This window comes from Methylophaga sp. UBA3192, from assembly GCA_002363955.1.
Taxonomy (GTDB): Bacteria; Pseudomonadota; Gammaproteobacteria; order Nitrosococcales; family Methylophagaceae; genus Methylophaga.
The window spans coordinates 629,600-652,592 of record DEXE01000006.1 but is presented as its reverse complement, the minus strand read 5'-3'; the positions used below and the strand labels follow the sequence as shown (position 1 = coordinate 652,592).

21 protein-coding genes are annotated in these 22,993 nt (G+C 43.5%); 15 read left to right on the top strand and 6 right to left on the bottom strand.

All coding sequences use genetic code 11. The annotated features are described in order from the left end of the window. Positions 1-69 precede the first annotated feature (69 nt). Complete coding sequence (locus B2337_RS10145) at positions 70-2,235, top strand: diguanylate cyclase (RefSeq protein ID WP_292415202.1); 2,166 nt, start codon at positions 70-72, stop codon at positions 2,233-2,235. Positions 2,236-2,381: 146 nt separating this feature from the next. After that, positions 2,382-2,831, top strand: a complete 450-nt coding sequence (locus B2337_RS10140; protein ID WP_292359159.1) for an RT0821/Lpp0805 family surface protein — start codon at positions 2,382-2,384, stop codon at positions 2,829-2,831. A 91-nt stretch (positions 2,832-2,922) separates the two neighbouring features. On the opposite strand, the gene B2337_RS10135 is transcribed toward B2337_RS10140, so the two are convergent. Continuing rightward, positions 2,923-3,657: a hypothetical protein gene (locus tag B2337_RS10135; protein WP_292415200.1), complete on the bottom strand. Its 735-nt coding sequence runs from the start codon at positions 3,655-3,657 to the stop codon at positions 2,923-2,925. A gap of 98 nt (positions 3,658-3,755) precedes the next feature. On the opposite strand from B2337_RS10135, the gene B2337_RS10130 reads away from it, so the two are divergent. Both B2337_RS10130 and B2337_RS10125 read left to right on the top strand, forming a co-directional pair. After that, on the top strand, positions 3,756-4,388 hold the full coding sequence (locus tag B2337_RS10130) for a LysE family translocator (RefSeq protein WP_292415199.1): 633 nt from the start codon (positions 3,756-3,758) through the stop codon (positions 4,386-4,388). Positions 4,389-4,642: 254 nt separating this feature from the next. After that, a complete protein-coding gene (locus tag B2337_RS10125; protein ID WP_292415197.1) occupies positions 4,643-6,256 on the top strand; it encodes a sensor domain-containing diguanylate cyclase in 1,614 nt (537 codons plus the stop codon). Positions 6,257-6,278: 22 nt separating this feature from the next. Here B2337_RS10125 and B2337_RS10120 read toward each other — a convergent pair whose 3' ends face one another. The 4 genes from B2337_RS10120 to B2337_RS10105 form a co-directional block, all read right to left on the bottom strand. After that, positions 6,279-8,279, bottom strand: a complete 2,001-nt coding sequence (locus B2337_RS10120) for a hypothetical protein (protein ID WP_292415195.1) — start codon at positions 8,277-8,279, stop codon at positions 6,279-6,281. 54 nt (positions 8,280-8,333) lie between these two features. Beyond that, positions 8,334-9,575 carry an ATP-grasp domain-containing protein gene (locus tag B2337_RS10115; RefSeq protein WP_292359169.1) on the bottom strand — a complete coding sequence of 414 codons (1,242 nt, stop codon included), beginning with the start codon at positions 9,573-9,575 and terminating at the stop codon, positions 8,334-8,336. A gap of 216 nt (positions 9,576-9,791) precedes the next feature. Continuing rightward, entirely contained in the window at positions 9,792-10,997 is a 1,206-nt protein-coding gene (locus B2337_RS10110; protein ID WP_292415194.1) for a cyanate transporter, read from the bottom strand. 339 nt (positions 10,998-11,336) lie between these two features. After that, positions 11,337-12,704: a PAS domain S-box protein gene (locus B2337_RS10105; RefSeq protein ID WP_292415193.1), complete on the bottom strand. Its 1,368-nt coding sequence runs from the start codon at positions 12,702-12,704 to the stop codon at positions 11,337-11,339. A gap of 252 nt (positions 12,705-12,956) precedes the next feature. On the opposite strand from B2337_RS10105, the gene B2337_RS10100 reads away from it, so the two are divergent. From B2337_RS10100 to B2337_RS10090, 3 genes are all read left to right on the top strand, one after another. Further along, positions 12,957-13,397 (top strand): cupin domain-containing protein, encoded by a 441-nt coding sequence (locus tag B2337_RS10100; RefSeq protein ID WP_292359174.1) that lies wholly within the window; start codon positions 12,957-12,959, stop codon positions 13,395-13,397. Between the two features lie 91 nt (positions 13,398-13,488). Continuing rightward, on the top strand, positions 13,489-15,033 hold the full coding sequence (locus B2337_RS10095; RefSeq protein WP_292415192.1) for a hypothetical protein: 1,545 nt from the start codon (positions 13,489-13,491) through the stop codon (positions 15,031-15,033). Further along, positions 15,030-15,905, top strand: a complete 876-nt coding sequence (locus B2337_RS10090; RefSeq protein WP_292415191.1) for a TorF family putative porin — start codon at positions 15,030-15,032, stop codon at positions 15,903-15,905. Before B2337_RS10095 ends, B2337_RS10090 begins: the two co-directional genes overlap by 4 nt. 246 nt (positions 15,906-16,151) lie before the next feature. On the opposite strand, the gene B2337_RS10085 is transcribed toward B2337_RS10090, so the two are convergent. Next, entirely contained in the window at positions 16,152-16,847 is a 696-nt protein-coding gene (locus B2337_RS10085; RefSeq protein ID WP_292415189.1) for a type 1 glutamine amidotransferase, read from the bottom strand. 434 nt (positions 16,848-17,281) lie between these two features. Between B2337_RS10085 and B2337_RS10080 the strand changes: the two genes are divergently transcribed. The 8 genes from B2337_RS10080 to B2337_RS10045 all read left to right on the top strand — a co-directional run bounded on the left by B2337_RS10080 (position 17,282) and on the right by B2337_RS10045 (position 22,935). Further along, positions 17,282-17,791 (top strand): DUF1097 domain-containing protein, encoded by a 510-nt coding sequence (locus tag B2337_RS10080; protein ID WP_292359182.1) that lies wholly within the window; start codon positions 17,282-17,284, stop codon positions 17,789-17,791. 131 nt (positions 17,792-17,922) lie between these two features. Continuing rightward, positions 17,923-18,156, top strand: a complete 234-nt coding sequence (locus tag B2337_RS10075) for a hypothetical protein (protein ID WP_292359184.1) — start codon at positions 17,923-17,925, stop codon at positions 18,154-18,156. Then, positions 18,153-19,643: a sodium:solute symporter family protein gene (locus B2337_RS10070; protein ID WP_292359186.1), complete on the top strand. Its 1,491-nt coding sequence runs from the start codon at positions 18,153-18,155 to the stop codon at positions 19,641-19,643. Before B2337_RS10075 ends, B2337_RS10070 begins: the two co-directional genes overlap by 4 nt. Before the next feature lie 14 nt (positions 19,644-19,657). Then, complete coding sequence (locus tag B2337_RS10065; protein WP_292415187.1) at positions 19,658-20,392, top strand: esterase/lipase family protein; 735 nt, start codon at positions 19,658-19,660, stop codon at positions 20,390-20,392. A 112-nt stretch (positions 20,393-20,504) separates the two neighbouring features. Continuing rightward, a complete protein-coding gene (locus B2337_RS10060; protein WP_292359190.1) occupies positions 20,505-21,035 on the top strand; it encodes a DUF3280 domain-containing protein in 531 nt (176 codons plus the stop codon). Between the two features lie 145 nt (positions 21,036-21,180). Next, positions 21,181-21,642 carry a carboxymuconolactone decarboxylase family protein gene (locus B2337_RS10055; protein WP_292415185.1) on the top strand — a complete coding sequence of 154 codons (462 nt, stop codon included), beginning with the start codon at positions 21,181-21,183 and terminating at the stop codon, positions 21,640-21,642. A 12-nt stretch (positions 21,643-21,654) separates the two neighbouring features. Further along, entirely contained in the window at positions 21,655-22,071 is a 417-nt protein-coding gene (locus B2337_RS10050) for a cupin domain-containing protein (protein WP_292415184.1), read from the top strand. A gap of 48 nt (positions 22,072-22,119) precedes the next feature. Then, entirely contained in the window at positions 22,120-22,935 is an 816-nt protein-coding gene (locus B2337_RS10045) for an AraC family transcriptional regulator (RefSeq protein ID WP_292359196.1), read from the top strand. The last annotated feature ends 58 nt before the right edge of the window (positions 22,936-22,993 follow it).

Sequence of the window (22,993 nt, the reverse complement as noted above, 5' to 3'; positions counted from 1 at the left end):
GGATACCCCTTTGAGTGATCAAAGGGGTATTTTTTTGCCTGTGTATATAAAACATTTGCAGTGCAGGTTATGAGTGATTTATCTATCCATAATTTATCACTAACGAGTCGTTTGGCTCGTTTGCTTTTGTTTATGGCGCTACTGGTGGCGCAGGGCGTGTTATTTGCCGCGACAACGGTACAAACCGATCTTGAAAACTGGCAATACCGTTGGGGAGATTCTCCTTTTATTGACGGCAAACCAGAATGGGCTATGCCGGATCAGCAAAACCATTCTGACTGGCTGGCTATACCCAAACCAGCACATCCCCCCAATCGACAGGGCAGAGAAAATATCTGGTATCGCACCACGCTGCCAGAAACAAATCTGATTGATCCGGTGGTGTTTATTTCCAGTATTGATTTAATTGCTGAGGTTTATCTTGAACAGCAACTCATCTATCGCTTTGGGAATTTTGATGCTGATGGCAAGGGCGATTATCAAGGCTGGCCCTGGCACATAATTGGGTTACCTGATGATTACGTCGGCAAAACCTTATATTTCCGTGTTTATTCGGATTACACGGATATTGGTTTATGGGGAGAAAAGAAACTGCTGGAACGCTCAGCCGCTTTACTGAATATATTGAAAAATTCCTATACGGATTTAATTGTTTCTGCGTTCTTTTTCTTTATTGCGCTGCTTGCTTTTGCATTTTCTGCCATGCGTGGAGATAACCGCGAATTTATTTATCTCGGTCTGTTTTCGCTGGCCAGCGCCGGAAACCTGTTAGGGGAGAGTCAGGCAGTACAACTACTGATTTATGCTCCACTGGCTAAAACCTATCTAGCGGCTATTTCGTATTTTTCGATCCCGATTTTTATCGCCTTGATTCTGAACTACTGGCTGGCTGAACAGGGCGACAAGCTTATGCTGCGTATTGCCCAAATGCATATCACGTACGTATTGATTTGCCTTGTATTGTCTTTGTCGGGCATCTGGCATCTGGCTTATTTTTACCCGATTTTTGACATGTTGTTTATCGTGACGTTGAGCATCATGCTGTGGATTTGTGTCCGTCATTTTAAGGTGATGAGTTTTGAACAATGTTTGGTCATGGGAGCATTTGGTATTTATGCCATTTTTTTCCTGATTGATATGTGCATAGCACATGGCCTCTTGCCATGGATAGATTTTCCTTTGGCCTACGGGGGGCTAATCTTTGCCCTGATGCTGGTGATGATTTCACTGAGACATTATCGCCAGACGCAGCAGGCATTAACGGAATTAAATGTCATGCTGGAGAAGCGGGTATCCGAACGTACAGCATCTTTACAGAATTATGTGCAACTTGAACAGCAGCGGGCCAATCAGCTTGCATTGATTAATGAGTTCAGCCTACGGCTGGAAAGCATTATCAGTCGGTTGCAACGATCCCAGAGTCTTGAGCAAGCTGGCAATCTGATTTGCCATGAACTACATAACGTTTTTGCGCCGATACAGTTACATGTAAACATGGTTAATGAATTTGCTGATTTATCCCCACAAGCTGTGCTCAACGATAAATATCGAATTGATGTTGAGGATTTGCAGCTTGGCAAACAAACGTTTATTACTTTCAATTTACCCGACATTTCCTCAGAAACGGCGGAGACCCGGCAATCGATTGAACAGTTTGTTTCTCGCGCTATCGATAGACTAAGCGTGACATTAAGCGGTATTAAACTCAGAGAAGATCTGCACATTATGTCGTTTGAAGATGCACTGACCGGATTGAAAAACCGTCGCTTTTTCGATGATGCCCTGCAGCGGGAAATTCAAATTGCCCAGCGCCACCGACAGGCCATTTCGCTGTTAATTTGTGATATCGATCATTTCAAAGAATTTAATGATCAGTTTGGTCACGATGCGGGTGATCTGGCATTACGCGAGGTTGCATCTTTAATGCTGGAACACTTCCGAGAAACAGATATACCTTGCCGGTACGGCGGAGAAGAATTTGTGGTACTCATGCCAGAAGCCAACCTCAACGACGCATTGGAACGGGCAAAATCCTTGTTGCTTAAAATATCCTCAAAAACAATAACCTATAATGGAAAAGACTTGAGCAACCTGACTATTTCGATTGGTATCAGCAGTTGGGACGGCAAGGGTAAATTGCCAGCGCAGTTGTTACCGGATGCTGACAAGGCACTGTATCGGGCAAAACTGGCTGGACGTAACCGTGTTGAAATTGCTACCGGAAACATTCTGTAATTTTTTCGACTTTTGCCGGTGCTTTTGACTAACGCTGGAATGAAAGTTTTTGTAAAGGTGTGGCCTATCACCGTAAAAGTAGAATTTAATCGTCTAAAATACAGTCATATTGATAAAGCGATAGTAAATATTCATAAGGAGAAAATATGAAACGACTTTTAACAATGATCTTTGCAATGGTATTTACGGTCAGTATGGCTGGCTGTCAGCTCAATAAACAATCAGTGGGCGCTGGCGTGGGTGGTGTAGCCGGTGGTGTACTGGGTTCAAATGTTGGTGGTGGTACCGGTCGAACGGCAGCCATTATAGGTGGTACTTTGCTTGGTGCGATGATTGGTGGGCATATTGGTGGCGAAATGGATGAACTGGATAGACGTCGTACTTATGAAACATTTGAGAACACCCCAACGGGTCGTACCAACTCATGGAATAATCCGGATACCGGCGCACAATACAGTGTGACTCCTACACGCACTTATGAAACGAATAATCGCCCATGCCGTGAATACGAGATGGATGCCTATATTGATGGCCAGCGTGAAGTGGTTAAAGGCACGGCCTGTCGCAACGCCAATGGAGAATGGGTTAACCAGTAAGCGCTATGCGACAACACATTGATAAAAAAACCGACTTACGTCGGTTTTTTTATGGTTGAAATATCCAACAGACCGCCTTGTGTCAGCAGGCTTATTTTTTACAGAGCGGCCCAATTTGATAAAAACGTCGACATTTGAACTCTTGTTCACATTGAGATAGTTGGCTGGAGAATAATCTGCTTCGCTCGCCAACCTGACGTGCAGTATCTATCACACGCGGTTTCTGCCGGTAACTTGCGAGACGATAGCCAGTTTGACCTTCATGATAAGCCAGATAAAGGTGAGTCGGATTATCCAGGGTGATATTGAGCCTATTTTGAGTGCGCTGGTTATACCAGCCGATAAAGTCCGTGGCATATTTCATATGCGTGCGCCTGGCCAGTGGATTGCCAACATCCTTCATATATTCTCCCCAAACCGGATTCTGTGCCTGAGCATATCCGTAGGCTGACGAAGACCTGCTCCAGGGAATAAATCCCAGTAACTTGCGCCTTGGGGGGCGGATATTGCTACGAAAACCCGACTCGCTGTGAATAAAAGCCATCTGCGTTGCTATGGGGGTTCCCCATGTTTTTTCCGAGGCTTTTGCATAGTCATACCACTGTGGTTGTTCGCGGAATATGCTGCATATATTATTTTGATTAGCCGGAGGATCAGGGGTTAAAAGCGAACAGCCTGTCAAAAAAGCAAACAAACCGGACAATATCAAGCATTGAAATGCATTGGCATAACGTCGTTTAAATAATCGGTTATTGATAAGCGGTTGATTGGTCATGTTTTGATGATGGGTGAAATAACCAGATTCCTGAATATCAAAAAAACGCATATAGTTGCAGGTTAGCAGGCTCTGGAGATTGAAGCGTCAGATTATCCACCAGCTGAAATGTTTTTATTAAAACTTATTTGTTATCAAAGCCTTTGTAAATGGAATTAAGTTTAAGTATACAGGCCATGACTGGCTTATTAATGAGCCTGGCGGTACTGGCCGCCATGCCGAGTGTCAGTGTGTTTACAGTCTCATCCAGAGCCGCTTTATATGGCTTCAGGCATGGTATAGCCGTCACTTTTGGGATTGTTCTGGCGGATATCCTGTTTATCTGTATCGCACTGTATGGCATGACTCTGCTGCTACCGTGGATTGGAGAGTGGGAATGGCTCATTCGGTTTATTGCAGCAGGCTATCTTTTCTGGCTGGCGATTCATTTATGGCGAAGAAAGCCACTACCTGTTGTTGATGAACCTGTAGATTTTGGACGACAAACGTCATTAAAAACCAGTTTTATGATGGGACTGATGGTGACATTACTGGATCAAAAAGCCATCCTGTTTTATATGGGGTTTTTTCCTGCATGGCTGGATTTGAATCAGTTAACCAGCATCGACACCGCTATCATTCTGTTGCTGACAATACTCGCTGTTGGCGGAGTTAAAAGTATTTATGCCTATCTGGCAGCAACAGCGGGTCAGACCTATCTAACCAAACGCCTGACAGGTTGGCATAAACTGGCCGCAATACTGTTATCTATCGTGGGTGTAATGATTGTTTTTTCGTTATAGGCAAAGAGATAAAAAATAGTTTATTTCAGTAATATCAGTGTTAAACACGATCCAACGAAATTCAATAATAAAAAAACGGTAGACAACAGGATTATTTTTTGTCATTTGTTATAAAACGATAAAAAACGCTTTATAAGAAACTGATCTGCAAGCAGTTCACCGGGGGGGATAATGATTGATAGAACATTGTTGAATAAACCATCTGCCATCAGGTCTTTTCTAATGTTCTCCAGTCAACGTAGGTCATCATTTCAATGATTATTGGTTTAAAGCCTATCTTGCCGTTAAGCCGATATCTTGATTTTAATGTCTTCAAGGCAATGCTGCTTGTAGGCTTTGCCTATTATTTTGGTGCGTTAATAGGGATTCATCAAACCATAACACCTGAAGGTATCGCCATTTTATGGCCGCCTAATGCAATTCTGCTCGCTGCTTTTTTAATTTATCCCTGTCGTTATCTGCCTTTTGTTGCTGTGGCCGGCATCATTGCCGAACTGATAGCGGCTATTCCGGCGTTTCCAGTCTGGTCAGCTATTGGCTTTTCATTGATAAATATTTTGTCGGTGTCTTTAGCTGCATTTTTGATTCGACGTAAAAGTGGTCAGGATTTTAATTTTGACCGGTTAAAAAACGGTGCTTACTTTTTATTCTTTGCACCCTTTCTATCGGCTGCTTTGGCTGGAATGTTCGGTGCTGGGATATATTTGTTACTTGGAAGAACGGATACCAGTTATCTGAGTTTATGGCAGATATGGTGGTTCGGTGATGCATTGGCGATGCTGATATTAACGCCATTAATCGTTGTTTTATGGCGATGGATTCAGGCAGGATTACCGCATTTTAAACTGCATTTTCTGTTGGAAGCACTATTGATCTGGATGGCAGTCATTATTATTGGGTATCAAAGCTTTAGCGTTGAATCCTATGAAAAAGCATTCCTGTTTTTTACCCCGATATGGTTGGTTCTGCTTGGTGTGGTGGCGGCCATCAGACTGGGGGTGGTTGGCGCTTCAGCGACCGTTACATTGATAACGATTTTTGCTGTTGAACATTTAATGCGTGGTACGCATCCTATTATTGTGAATACGCCGCAGAATGCCGTTTGGTTGACGCAGGAATACCTGGCCATAATCGCCATTGTTTCGGTTGGTTTAGCCCTACTGATTCAGGAAATTGCTGAACAGCGTGATGTGCTTGAGCAACACGAAAATGCGTTGAAAGCACAGAATCAATTTTTAGAAGAAAGAGTAAATGAACGTACGATAGCGCTGAAAGAAGTGAATCAGGCACTGCAGCAGGCTAATAATCTGTTGGCCAAGAGTGCTGCCACAGACGAGCTGACCGGCATATCCAATCGGCGGCATTTTCTCAGTGAAGTGAAACGCGAATTACATCGGTTAAAGCTGGATGGACAAACCGCCAGTGCCATTATGATCGATCTGGATCACTTTAAACTGGTTAATGATAATCTGGGGCATGAAGCCGGAGATATGGTGTTACGCGAAATTATCACGCCAATCAGCACTGCAATTAGACCTCGGGATTTATTTGGTCGTATGGGCGGAGAAGAGTTCCTGGTGTTTTTATCCGGTGCTGACCACCAAATGGCAGATATTGTGGCAGAGCGTATCCGAAAGGAAATCGAAAATCTGCAGGTAGTCTATCGAGAACAGAAAGTCCAGATAACGGCGAGCTTCGGTGTAGCAGAATGGGATGGTCATGCTGATCTCGATGAACTGTTCTATCAGGCAGACAAAGCGCTTTATCATGCGAAAAACCGTGGAAGGAACCAGGTTTTCAACTTGACTGAAACAGAAACCAATCCTGACACAAAATCAGTGCATGAAGACCACACAGAATTACCATAAAACCGTGTTACAAGGCCGGAACTTAACTGTTTAATTCAGGTAAACGGCTGGCTCCCCAACTGCGATGAATGCGTTCAATAACGCGTTGTAACTCTTCGGTTTTAACCAAAGCAAACTGTCCCGGTTCGAGCGGATCGTAATGAAAGATATACAGTCGCGAGGCAAACTCTTCAAATGGTAATGAAGCTTCGCCGAAACGTTCAGAATGCCCTGAAGTACTGACCTGAATGTCATCCCCCCAGTTCTGGCCACTGTCATTATTGGGATTGTAAAAATAGACCCGCATGACATTATCCGGATCCAGAGTGACCCTTAAAATAGTGATGGCATGCCAGCCTACAAAGCGCATAGCACTGTCGGTGACAGCGATACCGGCTGGCTGAGGATGAATCAGTGGTTGGTTGTCATTGTAATAGGGATGATAACTGGCATAAAAATGTCTGAGAAATACTTCAAGTTGCATTAATTTGCCTGAAGCTACATCGACATTAATACTGAAACCACGTCCACACCACCAGCCGTGAAATTCAGGGTTGACCCAGCGATGCGGATCGCCTTCGCGGTCGATACAGCAACGACCCATTTCAGCATAAATCCGATCCAGATGCGGGACCAAAATTAATGAGACTGGATCCAAATCCATTGGCAAATGACTGGCGATACCCGAAAGACTATCTTGTGAAGAGATCGCCTTGCCTTCGAAATGCATAATGATTTCATCATCACGTGCAGCCCAGACGACCATCTGCAACAGATAATCTGGATCGTTATAGGCCCACATCGACATGGCACGTGCCGACTGACAGGTAGGGTTATTACCCTGGCCAATACCTAATGGTTGTCCGAGCACGCACAACACGCCCGCCAGTAATCGATTGCTCGCACACGGTGAATCGCCAAATAAGGAATTCAGTCGTTGCTCGGCAGCGGGGGATAAAGGCAGTGATAACTGGCGCCACAAAGAGGGGGCCATAGCTGATTGATAAAGAATGCCACGCTCCAGCATCAATGCCAGACCATAAATACCCTGAGCGGTTTCAGGATGAATAGCCTTGGCAATCAATGCCCGAACCAGATCACTATAAGAAAGCAGACAATCCCGACCTGTTGAAGATAATCCTAATGCCTCACTCAGCAAATAATCAGTCTCTTCCGATAAATGACGGAGTAATACTGAATGATAGGGCGAAACCAGGCCGGTATCGTGCATCGCACGAGCAAATCCGCTGGCTTCGTACTGTAATGCGGCATTATCCATGCTCTGCAGCCGTTGCTGATAGATTTCGACACCCGGGTCTTCACGACACGCCTGAGTCGGGCCAAACAGACTACTGATCAACCGATCAGCACCCTGACCACTGTTGCCCATATCAATATCGGGACTTTGCCGGCAGATGGCAATTTGCGTGACCATCTGTTTGACATGCTCAACTTGAATAGGCCGTTGTTGCAGAATCCGCCAGATTTCATCAATCAACTGATCAATGACATGCTCATAGCCAATACTTTCTGCCAGATGTTGCAACAGACCCCGACTGATATCCGCTAAGCGTCCTTGTAACTCGCGTTCAGCTTCATCAGCCACGGAAAATAAGCGTCTCAGATTAACCGCGAGTACCTGTGTCAGAAAGTGATGTGCCTGTTCTGACGAAATCTCCGGGTGTACGAAGTCTTGTTTGGCTACCGCCAAAAACCGTAATTCACTCAAGGTTTCAATGATCACGGTATACACATCATTGCTCAGCAATGCCGGGGCACTGAGCGCCGGTATCAGGATTTGCGGTTTGGCATAATCCGAATTATCAAAGGCTCCAGCCTGTTCAATACGATCAATATACTGCGTAATAAGTTTAAAACCGTCATCTGCATGTAATACCCGTTTTACGATATCAAACAAGCGTCCAGCCTTAGTGGGTTTACTGAAACTTGGCGCCTGTTGCAGTTGTTTAATGGCTTCTTCCAGCCGTTCAATCAGCAAAGGATGATTCGGATCTGGATTTTCAATGACATTGGATTCAATCAAACTGTTTTCCTACTTTTTCTGCTTGCAACACGTAATGCCAATAACGCCAATCGACTAAATATAGAAATCCAATGATTCCTGTTCTTTTAGCAAATCACGCATGACGAGCGGATCCTGGCCAAAGAAGTATAACAAACCCCAATGGGTACCGAAGGCGGTCCGTTTGGTGACGGTTTCTTCAAGTGGTGCAGTAAGCTCATGGAAATCGAAATAGGGATGATCTTCGGTGTCTTGTGGTATTTCCAAACGACTGACTACGCGACGACGGGGGTAGACCCCGAAACATCCAGCGACGCCTTTTGCGTCAACCACTTCTTTGGGAAAGAAACTGCTGATTTCTTCTTCCGTTGTTTTTGGATCAAACGACAAAATCAAAGCGTGGTAAGCGTTAAAGCCATAAGCCCGCTCTAATAGTTCGAAAACCTTAAAACCTGGCGGGCGATAAGCAACCTCACCGAAGTACATTTCGCCATCACTCGTCACAAAGTATTCCGGATGCACAAAGCCAAACTCAATATCAAAGGTTTTAATCAGTTTTTCAATTTGTCTGGTAATTTCCGGACGATATTGTTCAAGTTCCGGGGTTGCCGGTACAAACACTGAATAACCCAAGGTCACATATTCAGAAATATTCAGAAAACGGATTTTGCCATTATGGATCCAGGCCTCGACAGCGAACTCCCAGCCATCCAGATGTGATTCCATTAAAACTGGAAACTCTTCATCCGGGATCATATCCACTTCATCAGGGGTACGAATTACCCGATGTCCAAGACATCCGGCTTTATCAAAGGCTTTAAGATGAATAGGGTCGTTGGGATCACCATCAAGTTTGAGCAAGGTCTGATTGACACGTTTCAGAAAACGCACCACATCATCTTTATCATGGGCCTCTTCGAAAATACCGACCCGGATTCCACCCAGTTGAGCGCGACGTTTCATCAGAGCTTTATCGCGTAATAACAGCGACTGACCAAATAATCTTGGGTTATCCATTAACACCGAATTGATGGCACCGGCCCATTCAACCGTTTCCTCAAACAAGGGAATCGCCACATCAACACCGGCTTCTTGCAGGGTCTGGGCAATTTCCAAAGAACGATCATTGAGTCGTTCAAAATTCCATTTGATGTAGGGAATGTTGTGCTCAGTGCAGTATTCTTCTGCCCAATCAGGCGCGACAACAACATATTGTCGGTCAAATGATTCGGCAGCTTCAACAGCGTTCAGACTCCATCCTAATAATGCAATATAACCTTTATCCGGATTGAAGCTGTGTTTCGCTGATTCTGCCATAAATTACCACCTTTTGAAATTTAATAAATAAAACAATACCTTACAGATTTTGGGGCGATATTGATAATCGTCGCAAGCAATTATAAAGTCATTGAAAGACGTCATCGTCATGCAGGGTGCCATTGTCCACGGCAGATAAAACGTGACCCTAAAGGGGACTGTTTAAGCAGTAATTGGTTTCATTTGCGCGTATTTGACAGAGTAGTACGGTAACGATTATGCGTTTTTTGAATAAATGGCGGCATATCGATGTGGATTAAAGGCACAGGCCATGAGCAGGGCGATCATTCCTAATCCAGCGAGTGCAATCCAGGCCATAGAAAAGCTCTGTAATGAATCACGAATCCAACCTGCAATCCAGGGTGCTATCGCGGCAATCATTGAACCGATACCCTGGACAAAACCAGCAAGTTTTCCCGCCAGCATAGAATTCGGTTGATGGTCCATCGTCACAATCAACGCCATTGGAAAAATGCCGCCAATTCCCAGCCCGGCAATCGCTGACCAAAGCCAAAGACTGATATCCGGTCTCAAAGCCATACCACCAAAACCGATGATTTGGAGAATACATAAAATAAACAAAATCCGTCGTCTATCAATGTTTTTTGCTGACAGAGCAGGGAACAGCAGACCGGCAACCACTTCCATCGCAGTTAATAAGCCCAGCATCAATCCGGCTTGTTTCGCGTTAAAACCCTGTTCAATGGCATAAGGCGACAACCAGGCTAACACGCAAACATAACAGCTGGAACCGAGCGAAAAAAAGACAGCCAGATACCAGCTACGAGAATTGCGCCATAATCCGGGCGTTTTGATATCCGTTGAATTTTCATGCTGAAAACATCGCGCATCAGGTTTAAAAAGCAGCCAGGCTATCAATGCCACCACGGCCAGCAGACTCCAGCTACCGAGTCCCATTTTCCAGCCATATTCCGCTTCAATAAATGGCGATAAAGAAGCCGATATTGCTGCACCAGCCATAATTCCAGTGATATAAAACCCCATCATTTTGGGATGTTGTGATCCATAAATATTCTTGATGACCATCGGCATTAACGCCTGAATTAAGGCGATGCCCAAACCCGCTAACAAAGCAGTCATAATCAGGACGCTGGCGTTAACGGCCCATAATCTTAATGCTGCCGAGACGACAAGTAACAGAATTGAAAAAATAATGATCTGATTGACCCCAAAACGTTTGGCCAGGGTATAACCAATCAAACAGAATAGACCCATCGCAAATACTGGTAATGTGGTCAGTAACGAGGCGAGCTTAAAGCTCATTGGTATATCTTGTTGAATAGCCGGAAGCAAAGGCCCAACCGAGGCAAGAATCGGACGAAGATTCAGAGCAATAATTACAATTACAGTGGCCAGAATCATTTTCTGGAAGTCTGAATATTTGTAGTCTACGGCAGACATTCATTACCTTTAATAATTTGAGCTGAAGACGGGCTATTTATCGGGATGTAAAGTTAGCTGCTTTCTAAAGTTGAATTTCTAACAGGACTGATATCATGAGCAAAATTATGCTCAGCCATGTTTTGCAGTGCCTCCAGACTATTCAACTATCGTTTGAATGACACCATTTCATTTTTTATAAGATATCTTTATATCAGGGACAGGCAGGTATTTAGTGTTGATAAGTTATCAGTCAGACAACGGTCAGCTAATTGTTTAATAGTTTCAGCTCAAAAAACAGTCTCTAAACACGTTAACTGGTCACTCTGATTCGTTTCTACTCTTCTAACGTGCTGAGTGCTACATCAGGAAAAAAACCAACGTCATTGGATTACGATCCTGTCTTTCATCATGAATGACATAAATAGGCACATTTTTGTCAGTGCCAGTGATGCTTGAACCGTCAATACTGAAGCTAATAAATTTCTTTCGCTGAGTCTTGGCCAGTTGCTGCAGTATGTTTTCTGCAATAGCTGGATCAAGTAGATCAGTCAGCTGCCATTTTTTTGCTTTTGGCTTCAATGATTTTTTGAGTTTTTCACTGACCTTTTTGATTTGCAGATTATTATCGAGTTGGATGACTGCAAATTCATCCTGGTCAAACACGGCCTGCCATTGCGCCAATGAGGTTTTCAAGTCCCTTTCAGTGTTTTTCAGATCAGTAATATCCTGATTAACTTCGATAGCACCAATGATCTTGTTGTCGTTATCACGAAGCGGAGTTGCATACATGATGATGGTGCGCTGTTCACCGTCAAATGCCTTTATATTAACTACTTCTGGTGAACTGGTTTCACCATTTTTGACGGCGCGGGCGAGTGTCCAGTCTCCAGCACCTAATTCCTGACCATTTTTTTCCCACCACCCCTTATATTCACCATATTGTTCAAGTCCCACATATTTTGCCCCCCCCCAGATGCGCTGCACCTCAGGGTTGGCCAGACTGATTTTTCCGGTTTCGTCAGCCATCCAAAGTCCCAATGGAATAATGTCGATTATTTTCTTTAAAATATATTCGTTTTTTGCAAGAGCCGTTTCTGCTTCTTTACGTGCCGTAATATCATCACTGATACCAATGACTTTAACCGGACGTTTCGCGGCATCATAAACAAGTTCAGCTCTTGACGAAAACCACCTCGTTTGACCTTGATCATCAGTCACTTCGAAGTCCCAGTTATAGGGTTGGCCGCTGCCGAAAATATCAATTAACTGTTCGATTGGTAGTTTTGTGAATGGCATTACGCAATTGGGTAAGTGATCAACCGCGACGCCAAATAGATCCGTGGCATTCTCCGAACAGGTGACCGTGCCCGTTAGAACATTCCATTCCCAATTGATGATTTGCGCCATTTCCAGCGCTGCCTTCATGCGAGTTTCGTTTTCGAGAATCTGATTCAGGTATTCCCGGCGTAGATCTTTCATTGCCCCATTTTCAGGCTCAGCAGATTGCAAACTTTCGATAGCTTCATCGCCATATCTTAGCCAAACCCAGTTTACTTCCAGAAAATCAGCCAGTGAACGCAGGTTCTCGTATTCAATCTCTCCACCTTTGGTCCATCTGTTCACAGAAGGCACAGAGGTATCAACCGCATTAGCAACTTGAGCTTGAGTTAACGACTTTTGCTTTAGTAACACCTTCAGGCGTTCGCCAAATCCGTTTTTTTTCATCGTAATACCAGAATCTTAAGGCCTTGTTATTGAAATCGTTTAATCGCCGCAAAGCATGTTACCACGAACATTTAAGGACTTTATAATCGACTGTAAATTACTTTACAAGTAATAAATTACTTGACAGGTAATAATTGTCAGGAATATAACTAATAACGCATGCAGGAGGTTTTTCCTGAAAGTGATGTGGCAAGGCAAATCAATACGGCTAAATCATTGAATGCACTTAATTAAATATTTTTGGAGTTAAAAATGAATAGCAGACTTACAACGATCGGGGCTGTAGCACTGGGGCTTTCAATGGGGAGTTTGGCAATGGCGCACGGTGCAGTTGAGCATGAAACCGAGAACAAACGTTTAAAATTTTTTGAAAATGCACAGCAAATGGAGCTTGCTTCAATGGAAGAACCGGGCGTTGCGGCATTTTTTGATGACATCGTGGGTTCAGGTAACCCGAAATCACCGATCTCGTGTGGTTTGTTCAAAATCGATGCGGGTAATCCACTTGTTTATACCTACGATTATGACGACATCAAAATGATGCTCGAAGGCAGCATTACCTTTTCTGACGGTGAACAAGAAGTGACTGCTGAAGCGGGTGATGTTTTGTTTTTTCCTAACGGCTCAACCATCACTTTTTCTACAGAAAGCTCAGGGCTTGCATTTGCATGTGGTCAACGGGCGGAGTTTTAGTCAAGGGCGTATTTCAACGGATGTTTAACAAATAAAACAGCAAATAATAATAACAATGCTGGCAAACATCCTCCTTCTGAAGGAGTGAGAAATGAATAAAATTAAATTGAGCAAAATACTTTCAATAAGTCTGTCGGTAACTGCTGCTGGAGGTGTTCTTGCAGCAGATTTAACTGATCTGACAGGTGGCGATCCGTTTTTTTATACCAGCGATCAATTGATCACTGAGGACAACAAGCAAAAAGCTTTATTAGGTATTGGTCGTCCGGATAAAACGCATTCGCAAATTCCGCATTTACCTGTTTATTTGGGCTACATGAGTACCAACTCTACCTATCGATTCGTCAATGTAGTTGAGCAAGTTTTTACAATGATTGGGGAAGGTAAACATGGTTTGTGGCGGATACAGGAAAATGGCACCGTCCGTTTTTACCTGAAAAGAGATGGCGAAGGTCTGGCCAAAAATGCAGATATTCTGGCAGCAGAAAATTATCAGCATATTGAGGATAACTACAGTCATTATCTGCCAGATGAAAGCTGGTCAGGCTATAAATATCCTGATCAAAAGTTTAATGAAGATGGCAAGTTAAACTATGTTGATTTGCCGATTAATCATCCGATTTTTGATAATCAATATGATCAGCATGAACCGATTGATTTGGCGAACTGGTATTGCACTATGTCGGGTAACGATTACCCGTATGCCAAAAAGGCGTTGGATTTTGCCTTCAGCCAGCCGGGCGCAAATCAGATTGGGCCGTTAGGTAAACGTGCGGGTCTGGATGTAAAAGAAAATTACGCAAAAGTCCTGCGGCTAAACCATTTCCCGGATGCCCGTTCATGGGTAAACGTTGGCCAACAGGGTAAAGATTCATTACACGTTGACTGGAAAGCAGTCGATGCCGCGAAAACACACGGCGAATTTTATCTGGTTGAAAGAACCTTTTTTAACAAACCTTATATCTTTCTAACAGCGGTTTATGACAATCAGGATAATGCCGATCATCGTTATGTGCGTCCAGCTGGGCCTTATTATGAATCATTAGGCGATAACACCAATGATCTGAAAAATACGGTCACAAAAGCACCTCGCTTTCATCTGGAAAATGGAGAAATTGGAAAAGCCATAGGCTTACCCATTTATGGTGTCCATCATCCGGATAGGGCAGCGTATGACTCAGGCGGCGCATGCCCGTTAAAAGGTGGAGATTGGGGAAGATACCCTGATCCTTCAGGTGGGTCATCATGGCCAACAACCTATGAAGAGGTAACGCCCCTCTGCGATGCCTTGTTGGTCGATATCAAATTCTATTCCAATCTTGATGGCCGGGACTGGACAGATCCGCATAAATACTTGGCAAATTCTGGCATGGGGACAGAAAAAGTGACCTACAAAATGCAACCTGGTCATTACGGTATTTTTAGTGACCCCTATAACACTTCGCGCGGCATAGAAAACACAGAAAGTCAGGATCTACCTGCTGAGCTAACAGTAACTTTCCCAACGGCTGAACCACCTGTCGGGTTTGTGAAACCTGCTGTATCTAATGTCGTTAAGGGCATGGTGCCTAGTGAGTTCTCTACCTGCCGGCCAGTACTTCAGGCTTCACTCGTTGAAAAGGTTAACAACAAATGAAAACGTTTAAATTAAATTACTTAGCTTTACTCGTGGCGGGTACAGTGTTCAGCTCGACCAGTTTTGCAGATTCTGGACAAGCCGAGGTTGGCCCGGCTAAAGCAGCCAAAGAATCAGTGGCATTTGTCGAGTATCTGGATCGTGAGGAAGTGCTCGGCGGCAAGTTCTCAACCTGGGTGGAGTTTGCCTCAGATTATGTGTTTCGAGGTGAATCTGAAACAAATGACGGGAAGATACCATCGTTAAAAGGGTCGATCACATGGACACATAATACTGGTGTTTATCTTGGATATTATCTGGCTAACAACTTATTTCCTGGCAATGATTCAGAGGGCAATAACCCTAAGATTAATGCCATCTGGGGACCCTATATTGGTTACACCACCCAGGATATAGCTGGCACTGGCATCAACTACAACGGTATGTTTTTCCAATACGTGTATCCCGGCGATAGTGATTCAAACTACCTTGAAATGTTCAACTATATTGATAAACAGTTTGGCAGGCTAAACTTGAAACTTGAATATTCTCCTACCATTACCGATTGGTTTGGTGTTGAAGATTTGCAATCACACAATATTGCGATTCATCCCAGTTTTTCGCTTCCAAATGGATTTACATTATCCGGTGGGGTTGGCTATCAGTTTTTTGATAATAAAGGTCCAAATCTCGATGCTAATGGAAATGGCAAAGAAGAACTCGACTGGACACACTGGAATATTGGTATCAGCAGAAATGTGTTCGGTTTTAATGTCGATTTAAGGTATCACGACACTGATATTAAAAAGGGCGAGCACGATTTTTACGGCTTTGATAATAATCACCAGATTGTTGACGAGCGTTACGTAATATCTGTATCTAAATCCTTTTAGGCCTTATTCGTCTTCAAATATTCATAATTGATAAGCGCTTTCAGCTGGAGCATTAGCGTGTTCCTTTGTCGACCGTTAGTAATAGCGGTCGACTTTTTTGCTTATAAATACACAAACGTTTTTATAATGATTTAGTCGATAGGTAATTTTGTTATTTTGCAAAGCATAAATGATTACCTATAAGCGGATACATCATTCAATTTTTCATTTACGGTAGCTCAGAAAGTCGTATTAACAATATCACTTTCATCTATCAGGAATAGATTTCTGATATAACGTATCCAGCAACGCAAATATCGCTTGTTGACTTTGTCTCAGCTGATTGGTGTTATCAAACAAGACTTGTTTGCTCTGTACATAATCTGCTTCTGTTAAACCATTGCTTTCCAGTGCCAGAAATGCTTCTACCGTGCCGGGTTCAGCTTCCAGATGAAACTGTAATGCCCAAACATGTTTGCCGTAGAAAAATCCCTGTGAAGGGGTTATCGCACTGCAAGCAAAAGAAGTGGCATTGACCGGCAATTCAAAACAATCCCCATGCCAGCTCAGAGGCACTAAATCTTGGGGCATCCAGCTGGCGGTTGCATTTGTCTTGCTGACCGGATACCAGCCAATTTCCAGTTGGGTATTGGGATACACCTTAGCGTCTAAAGCGGAAGCTATTAACTGGCTCCCCAAACAAATACCCAGGACGATTCTGCCGACTTCTATTGCCTCACGGATCAGTTGTTTTTCGGCAATCAGCCAGGGATAGTTGGTTTCGTCATAGGTGCTCATTGGCCCACCCATAATCAATAACCAGTCAAACTCATCGACTGAAGGTAAAGGGTCATTCAGATCAAGCCGGAAGGTGAGTAATTGAAAAGGTTTGTCCGCAAACCAATGTCGCATGGAGCCAATACATTCGCCATCAGCATGCTGAAAGACAGCGACTTTTTGCATTTGCAACTCCAAAATATTAAATAAATATCAGATAGCTAAATAAAGTTATCTGTCAAAAGCAATGACGATGGTTTACCACGCTACGAGCATTATGTTCACAATAACGAATAGCTCCCTAAAATCAAAGTACAAACTGATTTTGGCCAACCGTTATTATCAAAATTTCTGTAGAAATGAGCTCATAAAACTTTTAGTAATATTGTTGATCCTTAAAAAAGTATCATTGCGTCAGGCTAAGTAACTGAATTAAAAAATTAAATCCCCAAAAGCCCCGTTTTTGCTTAGTTTGCGCACAACTCTGGTGCAAACTGGTTTACAGCAGCTGATTTATAGGGCTACTATCACTCCGGCAACCCAAAAGAAAATAGAGTTATAAATAAAGTTTTGTCGAGGAACGGGTTGTTAATTTTTATAAAAATCAACGGAGAGAACGTATGTCAAAGTTAACTGCTTTATCAATTAGTATTGCTGTATTAGGTGGCATTTGGGCGTTTCTGGCATTAGGTCCATTGGCCGGTTTTGTTCTGGTTTGGGCGGGATTTATTGCCTGGGCGTGTTTCTTTCATACTGGTGCAGATATGCCAGCATTACAAAAAACCATTGTCGGTATGAGTTATGGTGCTGTGATCGCCGGTATTGCTCTATTATTAGCGACAACCAATCCTCTGGGTATTCCGGGTGCTGTTGGACCAGCTATTTATATTGCTGTGACGGTATTTTTCCTGGTTATTGTGGCAAGATTTGATTTGTTATCGGTGGTGCCTGCCAATGTCTATGGTTATGCCGCAACCGCTGCGTTTGGTTTGCAGACAGCCAATGCCGGGAGTGCCATCACCATGAATATGACTAATCCGGTTTTGATTATTATTCTCTCCACGATTCTGGGTGCTGTGTTTGGTTTGTTATCAGCCAAACTTGCTGGAGCAATCGAAAAGAAAGCATAAATTAAGCCGCTAAAGCGGTTTTTTTATTTTACCTACAGGGTCAGCATAATTGATGAATATCTCAATTATTGCTGGCCCTGAACTTTGAGTATTTTTGTTCCCCACATTGATAAATTAAAACCTGGATATTTATGCGCTCGGCTATTTTTATATTATTAATTTTAACGTCCATCACACTCGCTACTTTTCCGACTTTCTTTACCTGGGCCAATCGAATTGAACCCAGTTTGCTTGGCTTGCCGTTTGCTTTTTTATGGCAAATTGGTCTGGCGTTATTAGGTGCTTTTTTTCTGGCGTGCTGGTATTTGGCTGAGAGTCAGAGCGGTGATTTGGATATTGAGGTTGAAGCGGAGGAATTGAAATGATTCCAATGCTGATGCTGATCAGTTTCTTTGGGCTGATTTTGTGGATAAACCGACGTCAAATGGGCGTGGATACACTGAATGATTATGCGACAGCAAGTCATAGTATTGGTGTATTAGGTATTACCCTGGGTTTCCTTGCTACATGGTATGTCGGTGCCGGTTATACGGTATTTTCCGGCTTTGCAGTGAGCTTTGGCATGATTGGCATGTATGTCATTCCCTACGGCATAGTCACCATGCTGGTAATGTATCTGGTGGCGGAAAAATCCTTTATCTGGGGTAAAAAATATAACATCCGCACCCAGTCTGAATTATTAGGACTGCGCTATCGCAGTGATATGATTCGGGTGTTAACCGGATTTGCCGGTGTGGCGTTATCAGTGCCCTGGTTACTGATGGAGTGGTACACCATTGGCTATGTGTTTAACTATGCCACCGATGGATTTATCAGTCCGTTACTGGGCATGATTATCGGCATATTTGTAGTGGTGTTTTATGTCGCACTCGGCGGCATGCGATCCGTTATCACGGCCAATATTATTCAGGGCCTGTATATGCTTATCGCTGGTTCAGCCATTCTGCTCTGGGTCATCTACACACAACTGGGCGGCATTGAAGGCGCGATGCAGCGTATTCTGGAACAAAGCCCGGAAGCATTAACCTTTCCCGGGCCGGGTTGGGACATGTCACCTAATTATTGGATGGCGATTGTGATTACCAGTGGTCTGGGCGGCTTTATGTGGCCATGGGTCTATAACAAATTATTCGCTGCCGACAGCATTCGAACCATAAAACAATCGGTGTTATTCGCACCGACCCTGGGTATTCTGTCGTTTGGTTTACTATTCCTGCTGGCGATGGCTTTACATCCTTTACCCTTTGCCCAGCAAAATCCACAGGAAGCCATGTTCTGGATTCATAGTCAGGCCGGAGCGTGGCCTTTGGGCTTTTTTGCCGTCTTGGTGATGGCAGCGAGTCTGGGGACGGTCAGCAGCATTTTAAATGCCATGTCGACGGCTATTTCAGGTGATCTGGCTCAGGTTATCAATCGCAATATCAGTGAAAAAACAGCCTTGCAAATCGCGCGTTGGTCAGTGGTGTTTATGAGCATTGGCGCCTTGATTGGTGCATATATTCGTGAAGGGCAGTTAGTGTTTCTGGCATTGATGACCTATCAAGGCATGATTGTATTATCACCAGTGGTTTTACTCGGTTTGTATTGGAAACGTGCCAATAAAATTGGTGCGGTCAGCGGCTTTCTGGCGGGCATGGTTGTTTCGTTTGGTTTAACCATAATTGATCCGGCATTTATCCAGACTTATGGTTGGACACCCGGTGTATATGGTTTTTTAACTACACTGAGTATCATGCTGATCGCTGGCTATTGTCGCCCGGTTGAATCACATGTGGAAAAACTTTGGCAGGATATTGCCATGGCAAAATCAACCCCACCGAACCGTAATTTTAACCCCGTCAAATCGACATAATGTTTAAATGGATAATGCAGATCAATTGGTTATTTCGAAAAACGCTGGTGGTGTTATGCCTGATATTCCCCGGTATAATGCCATCCGTTGCTGTTGGTCAGCAAAGCGCCGGTAATGTCGTGTTATTACATGGTCTGGCCCGCACAGCAGGGTCGATGGACTCAATGCAGAAACGGCTCAGCAAAGCGGGCTATAACGTTTGCAATATTGATTATCCATCACGCAAACATCGCATTGAGACGTTGACCCGCGAGTTTGTGATACCGGAAATACAACAATGTTTTGCCAATTCTGAGAAAGCTATTCACTTTGTCACCCATTCATTGGGCGGCATTATTGTCAGACAAATAGCTGCTGAATATGAAAATATTCATATCGGCAGGGTGGTAATGCTGTCCCCTCCTAATCAGGGTAGTGAAGTAGTCGATAAGCTCGGCACCTGGGGGCTGTTTCAATGGATTAACGGGCCTGCTGGAAAACAACTTGGTACCGCAGAGGATTCATTACCTAATCAATTGGGACCTGCGACTTTTGAGTCAGGTGTTATCACTGGAAACCGATCGATCAATCTGATTTTATCGTCACTGATTCCAGGGCCGGATGATGGCAAGGTTTCCATTGAAAATGCCAGGCTGGAAGGTATGCAGGATTTTCTGGTTGTAGAGCAAGCTCACCCGTTCATTATGAGCAATGCCACAGTGCAATCACAAACATTATTTTTCCTGAAAAATGGTCAGTTTCAGCATTAACTGACGGTCATTCGTATATCCGGGCAAATATCCCGCTGTTAGCAGTCAAAAAACTGTTTGGCTTGTGGTTTGTCACTGTTATGGTGAAAGACACTTTTTTAAGGAGTTATACATGCTGTTTAGGACTCGTTCTATCAAATATTTTCTGATTTTTCTGTTAATGACCAGTACGGCTGTCGTCATGGCTGAGGATCATCAAAAACATGATTACAAAACGTTGGTACTGGATATTCTGATTACTGGTGATAGTACCGTCACCGGTGATAAAGCCGAGAATGCAGAAAAGATTGCTAAATTCAGTGAACACCTGCGTACCGAATTACAGGACAAAACACGGTTTACTATTATCAATGATGCTGACTCACTGGAAAAAGTGAAATCCGCTGATGAAAAGCAGGATCTGCATAACTGTAATGGTTGTGAAATTACATTGGCGAAAGAGCTTGGGGCAGAGATGGTTATTGTGCCAAATGTATTCCGGATGAGTCATTTGATTTCAACATTACATGTCGAATTTAAAGATGTTAATACCGGCAAAATGATTAAGCGTAAATCCTATGATTTTCGGGGCAATACGGATCAAGCCTGGGAACGTGCGATTAAGTACGCTATGCGCGATTTAAAAGACTGGGATAGAAATTGATCCGAATAGGCAATTTTACCTTATTTAACTGAACACGTTATTTTCAGTGCTACTAGATAAATAAATCTGATTTGACGCAAATTTACAATTCAACAAATCTGGTTACCGACATAATTCACTGCGTTATTTAAATGCGGAGTGAATTATGTCAAGAATCAACCAGGCAAAAGTTTATCGGCTGTTTCCTGCTTTACCTCAAGGACTTGGTTTAATAGCCGATGCAGTCGATAACACAATCCTGGACAAACGCCTGATCTGCTTGCTGGAAATCCGGGCTTCTCAGATAAATGGGTGTGGCTTTTGTCTGGACATGCATTTCAAACATGCTCGCGATTTGGGTGAAGATCAGCAAAGATTGGATGTCATCGCTGCATGGCGTGAAGTCCCCTGGTTCTCTGAACAGGAAGCAGCAGCACTAAACCTGTGTGAACGGCTTACACAACTACCATCCCATCAGGTATCCGAAGCAGATTATTCCGATTTAAGCCAGCATTTCTCTGAAACCGAACGGATTGCACTCGTGGCGACTATTGTGAAAATTAATAGCTGGAACAGGATAGTGGCGGCTTTCCATTTTATTCCTGAACGCAAAATACCCAATGCATAGGAGAATATGAGCATGTTAAATAAAAACAGTGTCTTTGCTATATTTATGCGGCTTGCCCTGATTATTGTGTTTTTTACGCCAGTCGTTAATGCGACCGAAATTACTGATCTCATGTCACACCACCTTCAGGCTCCATTTAATGAAGAAATTGAGATGATAAAGGTACGGTATGCCCCAGGAGAAAAATCTGAACCCCACAGACATCGCGCTCATACCTTGGTCTATATGCTTGAAGGGACAGTTGAAATGCAGGTTGAAGGTGGTGAGCTTGTCAGATTAGTTGCTGGTGATACATTTTATGAATCGCCTGAAGATATTCATCTGGTTTCTCGTAATGCCAGTGAGGAGAGTGATGCGGCGTTTTTGGTGATTTTTATCAAATCCCAAGGTGCCAAAACAGTAATCCCCATGAATGAACTGGATGGATAAAATAAAAATACAGGGTGTTCCAGCATGCTGAAATGGAAATGCAACCTCATGCAAACAGCTAATGACATTCAAGAGCTTGTTTATCTTGGCTATCAACGTGTTTTGCCCAGCGTCAAACTGTCGCCCTGGATCGAATGTTTCTGGTCTGCCAAAACCCAATTGCAACAACGCCACCAGGAAAAGTTATATCCAGATGGCGGCAGCAGTCTGATATTCCACTTTAAAGGTGATGCCGAGGGTAGCTGGTTTAGTGCTTTGCAAAGGTTTCACTCCATCAGTTTTGAATCAGCAGTAGATAGTTTCGGTATTCGTTTTAAACCTGGAGGTGCAAACGCATTACTGGGTTTGCCAATGAACGAAATGGTTATGGATATCTTGCCGGCGAAAGACATTCAGCTTAAAGGGCTAGATCTTTTATTTGAGCAACTGGTTCATGCCGATTTGCAAAGTCGTATCCATCTGACAGAAGCTTGGCTGCTTAAGCAATTTATAAAGCAGCGACCGGTTTCGGGGCCGGTACAACACCTTTGTCACCAATTTGAAGTTGCCGATGCAGATCTTATTTCTACCTTGAACAGAATGGGAATAACTCGTCGACAAGCAGAGCGCTATTTTTACCATCAGGTGGGTATTGCACCCAATCAGCTCAAAATGCTATTGAGAATTAAGAAAGCTCGACATCTACTCAAACTGAATCCTGAGCAACTACTGGTGGAAACGGCATTAAATTGTGGGTACTTTGATCAGGCGCATTTTACCCATCATTTTAAAAAAATTACCGGTTATGGACCAGGCCAATACAGGCTAAAACAGCAAAACCGAATTTTTAATAAAGAAATGATTATTCAGGTGGTGCATAAATAGTGATAGCTTCGAATGGAATAACCCCAGCCTGAAGCCGGGGTTATTATTAACAGATACA